Source organism: Leminorella richardii (assembly GCF_900478135.1).
Taxonomy (GTDB): domain Bacteria; phylum Pseudomonadota; class Gammaproteobacteria; order Enterobacterales; family Enterobacteriaceae; genus Leminorella; species Leminorella richardii.
Genome location: NZ_LS483470.1, coordinates 3,716,461 through 3,730,723, shown reverse-complemented (window position 1 = coordinate 3,730,723; position 14,263 = coordinate 3,716,461). Strand labels below are relative to the sequence as shown.

Genomic DNA, 14,263 nt, shown 5'->3' with positions numbered 1-14,263 from the left:
TATTACTCTTATGCCGCCACAATAATCCGCTGAGGGTGGGTGTATACCGTTGCTCGCCCTGGCTTGCTGAAGCCGACCAGCGTCAGGTTACACTTTTCGGCAACCTCTACCGCCAGCGTGGTGGCAGCCGAGACGGCAAACAGGATCTCTACACCGCACATCGCCGCCTTTTGCACCATTTCATAGCTTGCTCTGCTTGAAACAAGCACCGCTCCGTCCGTCCAGCCCGCTTTGGCTCTAACGCCCAACAGTTTATCCAGCGCCACGTGGCGGCCGACGTCTTCGCGCCCGCCGAGCATTTTTCCTTCAGGGGAAACCCAGCCTGCCGCGTGAGTACAGCCAGTCAACTGCCCAACCAGCTGTACGTCATTGAGGCCGGGAAGTGCGCTATCCAGCAGGCCAAGATTAAAGGTTTGTGTGAATGGCAAAGTTGGAATAGGCCGCAAAACCTCTACCAGCTGCTCTACGCCACACACGCCGCAGCCTGTGCGCCCGGCCATAGCTCTGCGGCGCTCTTTAAGTCCGGCAAATCGGCGGCTGGAAAGCTCAACGTTAACCTCAATTCCGCTACATCCGACGTTAACGTCGATGCCGTAAATATCGCTGACAGATTCCACAATCCCTTCGGCTAAAGAAAAGCCAACGGCGAACTCGTCTAGCTCTTTTGGCGTTGCCATCATAACAACGTGAGAAATACCGTTGTACACCAGCGCAACGGGGACTTCCTGCGCCACCCAGTCCTGTTCTGGGGTTGCCAGAGAGTTATGCCTGCGGACAGTCAGCGATTTTACGCCCACTATGGATGATGACCTGTCGTTTTTATCGGATGTTTTACTGTTCACGAAATAGACCTTGAGATGAGAGCGACGCAGTAGATGCTATTTTAACATTAACATCGGGTGCACAAAGGATGTAAAAATAGCCAACATTACGTTAATTTTTGTAACATTCTCGACATAGATCAATGTTGAGATCTTTTTATATTCGTATAATGAGACTGTCTTTAACTTGACCATATTATTACTTGATTTGTTAGTTTTTAAGTTTCTGGGCGTGACTAAATTGAAAAACGCTCACTTTGGCGAGATTTTCTACCAATTACGAGTGGTAACAAACGGTCTTTATAACAGATAGACTTACGGGCGAATTGGTATACATAGTATACAGAGCAATGTAGCAGTTAAATAAGAAGGAGAAAACCATGCAGGTCAGCAGAAGGCAGTTTTTCCGAATCTGCGCTGGCGGTATGGCAGGTACAACGGCGGCGGTTCTGGGGTTCACTCCAGGCGCTGCGTTGGCGGAGACGCGCAGCTACAAGCTGCTGCGCGCCAGCGAAACCCGCAATACCTGTACCTACTGTTCGGTGGGATGTGGGCTGTTAATGTACAGCATGGGGGACGGCGCCAAGAACGCCAGAGCCAGCATTTTTCATATCGAAGGCGACCCGGATCATCCGGTAAGCCGCGGCGCGCTTTGCCCGAAAGGGGCAGGGCTTATTGATTACGTCAACAGCGACAGTCGCCTCAAGTACCCTGAGTATCGCGCTCCGGGTTCTGACAAGTGGCAGCGCATTAGCTGGGACGACGCTTTCGGGCGCATTGCCAAGCTGATGAAGGCTGACCGCGACGCCAACTTCCAGGAGAAGAATGCTGACGGCGTGACCGTCAACCGCTGGCTGACCACAGGTCTGCTGGCTGCATCGGCTTCCAGTAACGAAAATGGTTTATTAACGCAGAAATTTTCGCGGGCGCTCGGCATGCTCGCAGTAGACAACCAGGCGCGCGTCTGACACGGACCAACGGTAGCAAGTCTTGCTCCAACATTTGGTCGCGGTGCGATGACCAACCACTGGGTGGATATTAAAAACGCCAACCTGGTTATTGTTATGGGCGGTAACGCCGCTGAAGCTCACCCTGTCGGTTTCCGCTGGGCGATGGAAGCGAAAATCCATAACAACGCCAAACTTATTGTTATCGATCCGCGCTTTACCCGCACGGCGTCTGTGGCTGATTTCTATACGCCATTGCGCTCAGGGACCGACATTGCCTTCCTGTCGGGCGTGATTCGCTACCTGATGGCGAACAACAAAGTTAACGCGGAATACGTCAAGTACTATACCAACGCCACGCTGCTGGTAAGGGACGACTTCGTCTTTGAAGACGGCCTGTTCAGCGGTTATGACGCCGACAAACGCCAGTACGACAAAACAACCTGGAACTATCAGGTTGATGAAAACGGCTTTGCCAAGCGCGACATGACCATGACCGACCCGCGCTGTGTGTGGAACCTGCTTAAGCAGCACGTCGAACGCTATACGCCGGAAGTGGTCAGCAACGTATGCGGTACGCCGCAGGAAGACTTTATCAAAGTCTGTGAGCTGATTGCTGAAACCAGCGCGGTGGATAAAACCACCTCGTTCCTGTACGCACTGGGATGGACGCAGCACTCCGTAGGCGCCCAGAACATCCGTACCATGGCCATGATCCAGCTGCTGCTGGGCAACATGGGTATGGCGGGCGGCGGCGTTAACGCCCTGCGCGGTCACTCCAACATTCAGGGCTTAACCGATCTCGGTCTGCTGTCGCAGTCTTTGCCGGGCTATATGACTCTGCCGTCAGAAAAGCAGGCAACGCTGCAAACCTATCTGGATGCGAATACGCCGAAGAAAGGGCTGGCCAATCAGGTTAACTACTGGGGCAACTACCCGAAATTCTTTATCAGCATGATGAAGAGTTTTTACGGTGACAAAGCCCAGAAAGACAACGACTGGGGCTATGACTGGTTGCCAAAGTGGGACAGCGGCTATGACGTGCTGAAGTACTTCACCATGATGGACGAAGGTAAAGTCAATGGCTACATCTGTCAGGGCTTTAACCCGGTAGCGTCTTTCCCTGATAAAAATAAGGTCGTTCGCTCTCTGTCCAAACTGAAGTACCTAGTAACGATTGACCCGCTGAATACCGAGACGGCTGAGTTCTGGCAGGATCACGGTAAGCAGAATGACGTCAAACCGTCCGAGATTCAGACTGAAGTCTTCCGTCTGCCTTGTACCTGCTTTGCCGAAGAAGACGGCTCTATCGTTAACTCCGGCCGCTGGCTGCAGTGGCACTGGAAGGGCGGTGAAGCCCCGGGTGAAGCGATTACCGACGGCCAGATCCTGGCTGGTCTGCTGTTCAAACTGCGTGAGCTTTACGCGCAGGACGGCGACAAGGCGGTAGGTAAAGATCCGCTGATGAACATGACCTGGGACTACGAGATGCCAATGCATCCGCAGTCTGAAGAGATGGCGAAAGAGTCCAACGGCTACGCGCTGGCGGATATCACTGACGCCGACGGCAAGGTCATTCTGAAGAAAGGCCAACTGCTCAGCAGCTTTGCGCAGCTGCGTGATGACGGCACCACTTCCAGCGCCTGCTGGATTTATACCGGCAGCTGGACTGAAGCCGGTAACCAGATGGCGCGTCGCGATAACTCTGACCCGTCGGGTCTGGGTAACACGCTGGCGTGGTCTTGGGCGTGGCCGCTTAACCGCCGCATTCTGTATAACCGCGCCTCTGCGGACATGCAGGGCAAGCCGTGGGATCCGAAGCGTAAGCTCATCGAGTGGGACGGCGCCAAGTGGACAGGTATCGATATTCCGGACTTTAGCGCCGCGCCTCCGGGTAGCGACGTGATGCCGTTTATCATGCAAAACGAAGGCCTAGGCCGTCTGTTTGCTCTGGATAAGATGGCAGAAGGTCCGTTCCCTGAACACTACGAGCCGTTTGAAACGCCAATCGGCACCAACCCGCTGCACGATAAAGTGGTATCCAACCCGGCAGCTCGTGTGTTCAAGGCTGACTTGGACAACATGGGCAGCGCGAAGGACTTCCCGTACGTGGGGACAACCTATCGCCTGACGGAACACTTCCACTTCTGGACTAAGCACTCGCTGCTTAACGCCATTACGCAGCCTGAGCAGTTCGTCGAGATCGGCGAGGGCCTAGCCAAGGCGAAGGGCATTGTGCAGGGCGATACGGTGAAGGTCAGCTCTCAGCGTGGCTACATTGAAGCCAAAGCGGTAGTGACCAAGCGTATCCGCACGCTGAAGGTGCACGGTCAAGACGTGGAGACTATCGGAATTCCGATCCACTGGGGCTTTGTCGGCGCGGCTCGCAAGGGCTTCATTGCCAATACCCTGACGCCGTTTGTTGGCGACGCCAACACGCAGACGCCAGAGTACAAGGCGTTCCTGGTTAACGTAGAAAAGGTGTAACGGAGAGAAAATATGTCAATGCAATCTCAAGACATTATTAAGCGTTCCGCCACCAACACGCTGACGCCGCCTCCTCAGGTGCGTCATCACCAGGAAGAAGTGGCGAAACTGATTGACGTCACTACCTGTATCGGCTGTAAAGCCTGTCAGGTAGCCTGTTCTGAGTGGAACGACATTCGCGATGAAGTGGGACATAACGTCGGGGTTTACGATAATCCCGCCGATCTGACCGCCAAGTCGTGGACGGTGATGCGCTATTCCGAAGTGGAAGAGAATGGCAAGCTGGAGTGGCTTATCCGTAAGGATGGCTGTATGCACTGTAGCGATCCGGGCTGCCTGAAGGCCTGCCCGTCCGCTGGCGCTATCATCCAGTACGCAAACGGCATCGTGGACTTCCAGTCCGAGCACTGTATCGGCTGCGGTTACTGTATCGCCGGCTGTCCGTTCAACGTTCCGCGTTTGAACAAAGAGGACAACCGGGTTTACAAGTGCACCCTGTGCGTTGACCGGGTAACCGTTGGTCAAGAACCGGCCTGCGTGAAGACCTGCCCAACCGGCGCCATTCACTTTGGCACCAAAGAGGCAATGAAACAGCTGGCCGAAGAGCGCATTGTTGAGCTGAAGGGCCGTGGCTACGAGAACGCGGGTCTCTACGATCCGCAGGGCGTTGGCGGTACACACGTTATGTACGTGCTGCACCACGCTGACCGTCCTGAGCTGTACCATAACCTGCCGAAAGATCCGGTCATCAGTCCGGTTGTCGGCTTCTGGAAAGGCATTCTTAAGCCGCTGTCTGCCGCCGCGTTTGTCGCCACCTTCACCGGCCTTATCTATCACTATGTAGGTATGGGTCCAAACAAGGTCGATGAAGACGAGGACGAGGAGGAACATCATGAAGCCAAATAAGATGATTAAGCGTAACTCATTCATCGATAGGGCGTGTCACTGGACCGTTGTCATCTGCTTTTTCCTGGTGGCGCTGTCCGGTATCGCGATGTTCTTCCCGACGCTGAGCTGGCTAACCCAGACGTTCGGTACACCGCAGATGGGGCGTATTCTGCACCCGTTCTTTGGCGTGCTGATCTTCTGTGTGCTGATCCTGATGTTCTTCCGCTTCGTGAAGCACAACATACCGAAGAGGGGCGATATCGGCTGGTTCCTTCACATTGTTGAAGTGCTGAAGGGCAACGAGCATAAAGTGGCTGACGTGGGTAAATACAACCCCGGTCAGAAAGTGATGTTCTGGAGCATCATGAGCCTGACGCTAGTGCTGCTGGCGACTGGCGTGATTATCTGGCGTCCATACTTTGCTCACCTGTTCCCGATCTGGGCTATTCGTCTGTGTCTGATGATTCATGCGGTAGCGGCCATTGTGCTTATCCACGCGATTCTGGTTCACATGTACATGGCGTTCTGGGTGAAAGGTTCCATCACCGGCATGATTGAAGGCAAAGTCAGCCGCAAGTGGGCGAAGAAGCATCACCCTCGCTGGTACCGTGAAGTCGTAGCGGAAGAAGAGAAAGAAAATAAGTAACGGCTGTCGGTAACGGCATCGTAAAAAAAGCGGCGGGGCGATCCTCGCCGCTTTTTTTATGCTTGAAAATAGGATTAGGTTATATTTTTTAAAAGAGCCTGTACGGTACTCAATAATATTTTGAGGGAGTAATCAGATGGAGTGCTTTGAAGAGGGAAAGGTTTCTGTTTGGTATGGCGTTTTTTGCTCTGACGAAGAGCTGAGCGCGTATCTTTCTATCGACTATTCTGATGTGAGCGAAAATAGTTGGCAAAGCGGCTTTTTAACCGATTTTACCATCAGCAGCTTCGATGAGGATTTTTCCGAGCGGGTCTTTTGGGAAAGCGAGGCGGAAAGAAACGACGTTGAAGGCGTTTCCTACGTCGAGTCCTTTATGACGCCGCTGCTGGAAGATTTAAGACACATCGACGGCGTGATAAATTCGCTGTTTTTCGTTTATGACTGTAACGCGGCAAACGTCACGGCTTCTTCCGACGCCAGAATGCGTTTGCTGTCTGTTTATCACTATAAGAAACGATATGGTCTCCTATCTTAATTACGCAAAGAATGTCATCAATAACCTGCCCGACGAAAATAACGTAGGGCATTTTGCCAATGAGGCGTGGCTTCAACTGCGGGAGTATTTTCGCCGTTGGGTGCTGCTGGTGGATGAATTAAGCCTTGAGGGCATTGGCAACCCGCTTTTGTTCAAGCTATCTACCGTACTTGGTGTCGACGTAACGAATAGCATAGAAAAACGTCTAAGTACCGATTTCGTCAATATTGATTCTCGAGCGCTGTGCGGTTTGGCCAAAGTGTCGTTAAAAAAATATCTGATATGGAGCGCTGCTATTGACGAAGGCCATGAGGTGGCAAATCGGCATCGCAATATGTTTAATCCTCTGATCGAATACTTTTCTTTTGGCTATGCGCTTTCGCTCCATCATGGGGAGATTCTGTTTGGTCCAGACTGGTATTCAACAGGATTATTTATCCGGTCCAACTATGCGAATCTGGAACTCCGTTTGTCGGTATATGATGAGCAGGGAGATCAATAATAGAAGCGCTGTGGCTAAACTTTTACTGGAAAAAACATTTCTTTATTTTTTCACCGTCTTCACATTTTTCCATTAAGAAGATGTTTATTGTGCACGGAGAATTTCGCGGTGGCATTCGCCTTTTTCAATAATAAAGGCGTGTATTAATAACATGGGTAGTAAAATAATAATGAAAAAGAAACGTTTAACCCATTTTCTTTTAGCAGCAAGCGCATCGCTAGCGCTATTTGGCTGTAAGCCCTCTGAGCCGGAAACGGAGATGAAGGCCGTGGAGCAGTTCAGAACCATGTTAGCCGCTTCTCAGTACCATGAAATCTATCTCGCCTCATCGGAAATGCTGAGAAAAAAGGTCTCGGAGGGGGAACTTGTTCGCCTACTGGAAAGCGCCAGAGCCGATCTTGGCGCCTGTAAAAAATTCAGGCTGCATGAACGGGGAACGACGACCTATGCCAAGGGGCTGCAACTCGTCAGGTTAACTTATGATTCTACCTTTGCTGACGGTGGCGCTACTGAAGAGGGATTCGCGTTTGAAAAGACTCAGAGCGGCCTGAAGCTGGCGGGATACTGGTACAGGCGTGCGAATGTCGTTAATTAATGTCTAGAGTGTAATAAAAAAATATAGCGCAACACTTTATTGAACGGTGCAATGACGCTATGGTTTCACTTTATGCAACATAAAGACGCCGTGCGTCCGACAGGGAAATAGAGTCGTGAACCTTAAATATTTACTGCTTACGCTATTAATGCTTTTAATCGTGCTGCCCGCATTGACACAGGGAATACCTCTTCTGCTTATTCCCGTATTTTCATTTCTTTCCTCAAATCAGTATACCGAGGCTGCACTGCTAGGCGCGCCGATTGGCGTTATTTTTGTTGGTTACCTGTGGGGTAAGAGTGTACAGCTACCCGATCGCTTTTGGCCTAGATATTCCCCGATGCTGATCGCCATTTTTTACATTCTTATTTTTTGGGTCGTAGCGATGTTTATCAGCGGAGGAGATTTTACTCACGACGCTTTTGACTGGCTCGGTATCGGATTCATTCCCTTTTTTGCAGCCTATTTTGTGGCTGCGCTTGGTGGAGAATTTTGGATTATGCTGTGGGCTCCATTGGGTACTTATACTGTATTTTCTCTGGCAATGGCCTTTGGGGCGTACCGCGCCCGAAAGACACTGGTAGATAAAAAAGGCTTTGCGGCGTCACTGAGCCTGTTCTGCGCACTTCTGCTGGTGGCGGGCTGTCAGGGATACAGCCGTTCAAACAACCTGATAACGGAAGATACCACCAAGACGGTCATGGAAAGCATTCCTCTGAGCAGCTATCGGCCGTTTAACAAAACCAATCGACTGACACCGGTTGACAAGCCCTCTCTGCACATTGCGAAAGACTGGCCTCGCCTTGACGGTGCGACAGCGGCCTACCCAGTTTACGCCTCAGCGGTACAGGCCATCTATCAGGGGCTGGATGCAACGACTGTTCAAAAGTACGTCGACAGCAATAAGACTCCCGTTGCCTATAAACGGCTGATTGACGGCGAAGTTGACCTGATTTTTGCTGCTGAACCCTCCGCAGAACAGAGGAAAATGGCGGCGGATAAAGGCCTCACGTTCACGCAAATTCCCTTTAGCCGCGAGGCGTTTGTTTTTGTTACCAGTAAGGATAACCCCGTCACTAGCCTGACGGTTGAGCAGATCCGCGGTATCTACAGCGGCAAAATCAATAACTGGAGTGAGGTGGGCGGTAAAGACGAAAATATCATCCCCTTCCAGCGACCGGTTAATTCTGGCAGCCAGACGGTGATGCTGTCTAAAGTCATGCAGGGAACAAAGATGCGCCAGCCGCTGGAAACTGAATACGCCCGAGGCATGGGCGGCCTGGTTCGCCGCGTTGCCAACTACCAGAACGTAACCAACGCGCTAGGCTACTCGTTCCGCTATTACGCCAGCCAGATGGACGCATCGGAAAAGCTGCGCCTGCTTGCCGTTAACGGTGTAGAGCCTTCGGTGGAAAACGTGCGTAACGGAAGCTATCCGTTCACAACGGACGTTTATATGGTGACCATCGGCAATCCTTCTGCCAATACCCAAAAGCTGATTGACTGGTTCTTAAGCCCGCAGGGGCAGAAGCTGGTGGAAGACGTGGGGTATGTGGCGATAGGGGAAGGGAAGTAGCCATCGGGATAGCAGCCTGATGACATTTGGCGGGATGAACCAGACAGGGCTCATTCCGCCAAGTTTATGGAACGATCCTGAGAATGGTCTATTCCTTTGATTTATGACTTCTCTTCACGGCAAATCCATACCCATCCTTCGTGATGAAAGAAAAAAGCGATTCCTTTGCCGCGACAAATAAGCAGGCTGTTATCTCTGATCTCGCCTAGCGCGATCGGCGATAGCGTTATTATACCTTCGCGGCCTATATAGGTTCCGGATACGATCCGCTCTTCGGACAGCAGGTCATTGAAGGCTTCGAGCGCGTTGTTTTGAACCAGAGTGCACTTTTCATTGAGGTGTTTCTCAAGCTCTTGCAGCTTATCGTACAGCTTTTCTTTTTTCCCATTAGCCAGAATCAGCCAGCGCTCTCGGCGGTTCTTGGCGATAAAAGTTTGAATGAAATAGGTTAAGTCATCCATGGAAAAGCTGCCGTTGCGATTGATTGTTGATGAGGTTCATTATCTGCTCGCTTTCTAGACAAGAAAAGCTTTCCTAGCCGTGGAAAGACGCATCTTCGAGGTTTTCTTTTAACCAGCGGTTCAGCGACGTTCTATCCACATTGAGCCGCTTAGCCAGACGGCTTTTATTGTTCTGCTCTGCGGCCAGCAGCTGATGTAGCATCCGTAGCCTGATGGTTTTGAAATCTCCCTTAAGTATCTGGCAGCGAGGGCAGGAGGATGGATCCGGCGCAGCTGCGGGTTCTAAATCATCAAGCAGCAGTTTGGCTTCTGCATATGTCGCCGGGCGAGAGTGAATAGAAAGCGCTAGGCGTTCAATGATATTGCTAAGCTGGCGCACGTTGCCAGGCCACGAATAGCTCTGTAGCCTCTTCCATAGTTCAGACGTTAGCGTCATATCAGGCAGCTGGTAGCGTCGGCAGCATTCACTTAGCAGGTGTAGGCCAATAGTTCGGATGTCTTCCGGCCTTTCACGCAGCGGCATCGTCGTCGCTTTAAGGACATTGAGGCGATAGTATAAATCTTCTCTGAACTCACCCTTTTCTATCAGCCGTGGGAGCTTCTTGTTGGTAGCCGCGATAATGCGGATATCAATAGGGATGACCCGGTCAGACCCCAGTCGCATGATCTGTCGCTCCTGTAAAACGCGCAATAGGCGCGACTGAAGCGGCTTGTCGAGCTCACCGATCTCATCAAGAAACAGCGTGCCCTGATGCGCCAGCTCGAACAGCCCCGTTTTTCCTTTTGTGGATGCGCCAGTAAACGCACCGGCGACGTAGCCAAACAGCTCACTTTCCAGAATTTGTGGCGCAACTGCGCCGCAGTTGATTGCGACAAAGGGGCCACTCGCTCGTCGACTGGCATTGTGTAGGCTTTGCGCCAGCAGCTCTTTACCGGTGCCGCTTTCTCCACTGATCAAAATAGTGGCGTCGGTCAGCGCATAGGTGCGCATAATATCCAGTCGCCGTTTCATCTCAGAATTTTCGGTGATGATGTCGCTGAAGTGGTAACGGGCATTCAGGCCGCGCTGTGCGAGTTCTTGACGCCGTACTTGATATTCTGTATCCCGCAGGCTGGAAACGGTCTGTACAGTCAGAACTGCGCGGATTAATCTTCCATCAGCAATAACCGGATACTGATTTAACACCAGTACGCCTCGATCGCTATCGACAACCTGAGTCAGTACGGATTTTCCTCGCCGCAGTGAAGGCCAGTCAGGATGAATGGGAGGATTAAGCTGCGTGAGTGAGAGTGCCGTAGCGCGCTTTTCACCGCTATCTGCTTCAGCGAGCTCAGTCAAGCCAAACAGAGTGCGGGCGCAGTGGTTAGCGTGTAGAACATGACCTCGTTCATCAATGGAAATAACGCCCTTATCAAACTTGTTTAGGATGAGCTGTAGGTGATCGCGTTCTAGCGCCTGCTGCTTGAAGACCTGATAGAGAGTTTGAGCCTCTTCCAGAGCCTGACGTACGGAGTCGACTCCCGAGTTTAAAAGGCGAAACTGAGTTCCCAGTGGGGAAAAGTAGTCCTGACAGGCCGTATCGCCAACAATCCATTCCAGCCGCTGGGCTGCTAGCCTTTGCTGCATAGCGGCGATTTCCCGCTCGTCGTTACTGGTTAATAGAAAGGATTCGTGTTCTATCCCCAGCAGTACAGCAGCTTGACAGCAGCCTTCTACCACACTGCGAAAGCCGACAATACCGATACGAACCTTCTGTCCAATAAATGGTGCAAGCGCATTGAGTACGTCATAGCCTGACGTTTTTATCTCGACAACAGGCAGTTGGCTATGCTGTCGCAGCAGGTCAGCACATCCCCCTCGGCTAATGAGCACGCGATATCCGCAGGACTCTATGGCGGGCAGTTCATCAATCACGCGATTTAGGTCGGTCAGATGCAGCGTGATGGGCAGAGAAAGCTGAGGAAGCAGGCTTTCTGCCGCATCTATCAGGGCGGAATAGGGCGCAATCAGACAGAGGGGCGTGGTTTCAGGTGAGGGGATGTTCATAGCCGTGATGACCTGCAAGTCGGGAAAGCCGCTGTTGTCATATTACCTTCCTCTCTGTGGAAGGGGAGGGCGCTGTTACATAATCGTGACACAGCGGGAATAAATTCAGCGCTCCACAGGGGCGGAGCGCTGAAATAGTGCTGTAGTGTCGCTAACCCGAAGCCCTGACTGCCGCCCGTAGTCCGTTGCGTTTGGCTACCCAGACAGTCAAAAAGGGCACCAGCAGTGCAGTGACGATGGTTGACGCCGCGACCTGTGCGGCAGCGCTGCTGGCAACCTCTGTTAGGCTAGGGTCAATCAGCGCAATGGCTGCAGGGGTAGCAACGGCATTACCTGCGGTTGAAGAAACGGCAGCTCCTGCGACACCTGAACCGCCAGCCATTTTGTCCGCCGCGATATTAAACACACCACCGATGGTGACGGTCATAAATCCTAAGAGAATACCGGAGAAACCAGCCGTAATCAGGCGAGCGAAGTCGATACCATAGCCTAAGCCAAAGGCAAAGAAGGGGATAAGCATCGCCCCGCCCTTCTTCAAAAACGACCGCATTTCTTCATCCAGATTGCCCAGAACCATACCGATGACAATAGGAATGATGACCGCCAATAGATCCATAAAGGGGATGGTTACCAGCCCTGCACTGCCCAGCGCAAGCATCGTTAAAAACGGGCCGTCATTGATAGAGATGACAGCAATGGCACCGCCGTCAGTGTCATCGCCGTATTCGCCTACCAATGCGGCGTACAGACCGCTGTTTGAGTTGGTCATGGCGGCGATGATCGCCAGTGCGGAGAGTCCAAATAGCCCGTCTGCTCCGCAAAATTTACCGACAAGGAGGCCGACAATAACGCCGCTGGCAAATTTAGCGGTAGTAATAGCGGCCCCTTTTTTCAGCGCTTTTGGTGCCGCTTTGAATTGAATATCAGCACCCATGCAGACCAGAAAAACGCCGAGTATCGCCATGGCTCCGTGAGAAATAGACGTGACAAACCCACCGATTTCCAACGCGCCGGGCGCGAAGGTTTTGAAGAGGGCGCCAATGATAAGGGGAATAACCATCATTCCACCGGGAAAACGCTCTAAAGCCTGTTTAATTTTCATCGTTAGCTTCCAGAAGAGCGGGTGATAGCGATATGTACCACCCGAAATGGGTGGCAATTAGAAAGTCGGGGCGATTTTATAAATAGAAAATTCTACGTGCCCCAGATCTTCAGACTTGGTTGTTTTGCCGTTAGCGACGCGTACCACTTCCTGATAGATTTCTTCACCCATCTGGGAGATCGAGGCCTCGCCGGTCATGATAGACGACACATCAATGTCGATGTTGTCTTTCATCCGGTCAAACGTCGCTTTATTACCGGTGATTTTAATGACCGGAGCAATCGGATTACCGCTTGGCGTTCCGCGACCGGTAGTGAAAATAATCACCTGCGCGCCGCCAGCCACCATGCCGGACATTGACTCAATATCCTGTCCTGGAGTATCCATGACCCACAGCCCCGCGCGGGTTGGCGTATCGGCGTACTGAAGCACGCCCTGCAGCGGCGCGTGACCGGCCTTGTGAATACAGCCTAGTGACTTTTCTTCAATGGTTGTCAGGCCGCCCTCAATGTTGCCCGGCGTCGGCTGGCCGCCGCGAATGTCTTCACCCAGCGTCTTGGCGCGGGCTTCGCAGGCCACAACCAGATCGATAAGCTGCTGGCCGACTTCCGGCGTGACGGCGCGCCGCGCGATGACGTGTTCCGCGCCGATAAATTCTGTGGTTTCCGACAGGATAGAGCTGCCGCCGTTGGCAATTAGCATATCGGACGCGACGCCGCAGGCCGGGTTAGACGCCAGGCCGGACGTGGTGTCGGAGCCGCCGCACTCCATCGCCAGAATCAGTTTGCTGACGGGAGTCACTTCCGGTTTTTGCTGAGACAGCATCTGGGCATACTCGCGCGCCAGCGAGATGCCTTTGGCCTGGCAGTTGAGCGTGCCGCCCTCGTGCTGGATAACGATGCAGCTGGTCGGCTTGCCAATTTTTTCAATTTCTTTGGCAATGTGGGTAGGCTCTGCGCCCTCACAGCCCAGACCGACAACGACAATTGCGCCCACGTTAGGGTTTTTGGCGACGTTAATCAGCGTCTTTTCTGTCAGGCGGGCATCGCTGCCGATCTGGCAGCAGCCGAAGTTGTTGTTCACCCAGGTAGAGCCTTTGACCTGACGGGAAATGTCCTGCGCGACTTTGTTGGAGCAGACGCTGGTAGGAAGGATTAATACATAGTTACGAATGCCTACGCTGCCGTCCGGGCGGCGGTAGCCGGGAAAAGTATCGTTGCTCATAAAGGTTCCTTAAGGTTTTTATTAATGTTTTTTTATCGTTATTAACGGCTATTGGTTCCAGTCGCCGCGACCGCGTTCGCTTTCCACGTTGTGGACGTGAACATGTTCGCCGAGTTCAATAGCCTGTGTAGCGCGACCAATGGATTCACCGTACTTGTACACTTCGTCGTGTCGCGCCATGGCGCGGATAGCAAACTTATGCCCTGCGGGGATAGCGTTACGCAGCGTGACTTCTTTCGCCTCCGAACCGATAAACATCGAGGCCTTATCGCCAGCTGCCAGCGGCATGATGGCCGTAGCCACGCAGTCCTGAGAGTGAATGACAACCGCATTTTTTTTCATGTATTAATCCTTATTGGTGAGTGAGTCACTCAATGAGGTATCAATAATCGTGCCATTTATTATTGGATTGATTTATAGGTGTTTTTTCTT

Annotated in this window: 13 protein-coding genes; 7 read left to right on the top strand and 6 right to left on the bottom strand. The window is 52.2% G+C overall.

Annotation, left to right across the window (positions count from 1 at the left end; genetic code table 11):
- Positions 1 to 8 precede the first annotated feature (8 nt).
- Positions 9 to 800: a formate dehydrogenase accessory sulfurtransferase FdhD gene (fdhD, locus tag DQM29_RS16905; protein WP_415270893.1), complete on the bottom strand. Its 792-nt coding sequence runs from the start codon at positions 798 to 800 to the stop codon at positions 9 to 11.
- 401 nt (positions 801 to 1,201) lie between these two features.
- On the opposite strand from fdhD, the gene fdnG reads away from it, so the two are divergent.
- The 7 genes from fdnG (at position 1,202) to DQM29_RS16870 (ending at position 8,997) form a co-directional block, all read left to right on the top strand.
- Positions 1,202 to 4,255: a formate dehydrogenase-N subunit alpha gene (gene fdnG, locus DQM29_RS16900; protein ID WP_111741756.1), complete on the top strand. Its 3,054-nt coding sequence runs from the start codon at positions 1,202 to 1,204 to the stop codon at positions 4,253 to 4,255.
- A 12-nt stretch (positions 4,256 to 4,267) separates the two neighbouring features.
- Entirely contained in the window at positions 4,268 to 5,161 is an 894-nt protein-coding gene (gene fdxH / locus DQM29_RS16895) for a formate dehydrogenase subunit beta (protein ID WP_111741755.1), read from the top strand.
- A complete protein-coding gene (gene fdnI, locus DQM29_RS16890; protein WP_111742140.1) occupies positions 5,145 to 5,789 on the top strand; it encodes a formate dehydrogenase-N subunit gamma in 645 nt (214 codons plus the stop codon). The genes fdxH and fdnI overlap by 17 nt, the downstream gene beginning before the upstream one ends.
- A gap of 136 nt (positions 5,790 to 5,925) precedes the next feature.
- Positions 5,926 to 6,324, top strand: coding sequence for an immunity 22 family protein (locus DQM29_RS16885; RefSeq protein ID WP_111741754.1), 399 nt, complete (start codon positions 5,926 to 5,928; stop codon positions 6,322 to 6,324).
- Positions 6,308 to 6,826: a hypothetical protein gene (locus tag DQM29_RS16880; protein WP_111741753.1), complete on the top strand. Its 519-nt coding sequence runs from the start codon at positions 6,308 to 6,310 to the stop codon at positions 6,824 to 6,826. Before DQM29_RS16885 ends, DQM29_RS16880 begins: the two co-directional genes overlap by 17 nt.
- A 169-nt stretch (positions 6,827 to 6,995) precedes the next feature.
- A complete protein-coding gene (locus tag DQM29_RS16875) occupies positions 6,996 to 7,421 on the top strand; it encodes a DUF4019 domain-containing protein (protein WP_170126566.1) in 426 nt (141 codons plus the stop codon).
- A gap of 115 nt (positions 7,422 to 7,536) precedes the next feature.
- A complete protein-coding gene (locus DQM29_RS16870; RefSeq protein WP_111741751.1) occupies positions 7,537 to 8,997 on the top strand; it encodes a PstS family phosphate ABC transporter substrate-binding protein in 1,461 nt (486 codons plus the stop codon).
- A 101-nt stretch (positions 8,998 to 9,098) separates the two neighbouring features.
- Here the strand turns inward: DQM29_RS16870 and DQM29_RS16865 are convergent, their stop codons facing one another.
- The 5 genes from DQM29_RS16865 to DQM29_RS16845 all read right to left on the bottom strand — a co-directional run bounded on the left by DQM29_RS16865 (position 9,099) and on the right by DQM29_RS16845 (position 14,173).
- The gene (locus DQM29_RS16865; protein WP_111741750.1) at positions 9,099 to 9,458 is read right to left on the bottom strand and encodes a hypothetical protein; all 360 of its coding nucleotides are present in this window, start codon (positions 9,456 to 9,458) and stop codon (positions 9,099 to 9,101) included.
- 73 nt (positions 9,459 to 9,531) lie between these two features.
- Positions 9,532 to 11,505, bottom strand: coding sequence for a sigma 54-interacting transcriptional regulator (locus DQM29_RS16860; protein WP_111742139.1), 1,974 nt, complete (start codon positions 11,503 to 11,505; stop codon positions 9,532 to 9,534).
- Between the two features lie 151 nt (positions 11,506 to 11,656).
- On the bottom strand, positions 11,657 to 12,607 hold the full coding sequence (locus DQM29_RS16855) for a 2-keto-3-deoxygluconate permease (RefSeq protein ID WP_111741749.1): 951 nt from the start codon (positions 12,605 to 12,607) through the stop codon (positions 11,657 to 11,659).
- A 57-nt stretch (positions 12,608 to 12,664) separates the two neighbouring features.
- Positions 12,665 to 13,831 (bottom strand): UxaA family hydrolase, encoded by a 1,167-nt coding sequence (locus DQM29_RS16850; RefSeq protein WP_111741748.1) that lies wholly within the window; start codon positions 13,829 to 13,831, stop codon positions 12,665 to 12,667.
- A 48-nt stretch (positions 13,832 to 13,879) separates the two neighbouring features.
- Positions 13,880 to 14,173, bottom strand: a complete 294-nt coding sequence (locus DQM29_RS16845) for a UxaA family hydrolase (RefSeq protein ID WP_111741747.1) — start codon at positions 14,171 to 14,173, stop codon at positions 13,880 to 13,882.
- Between the last annotated feature and the right edge of the window lie 90 nt (positions 14,174 to 14,263).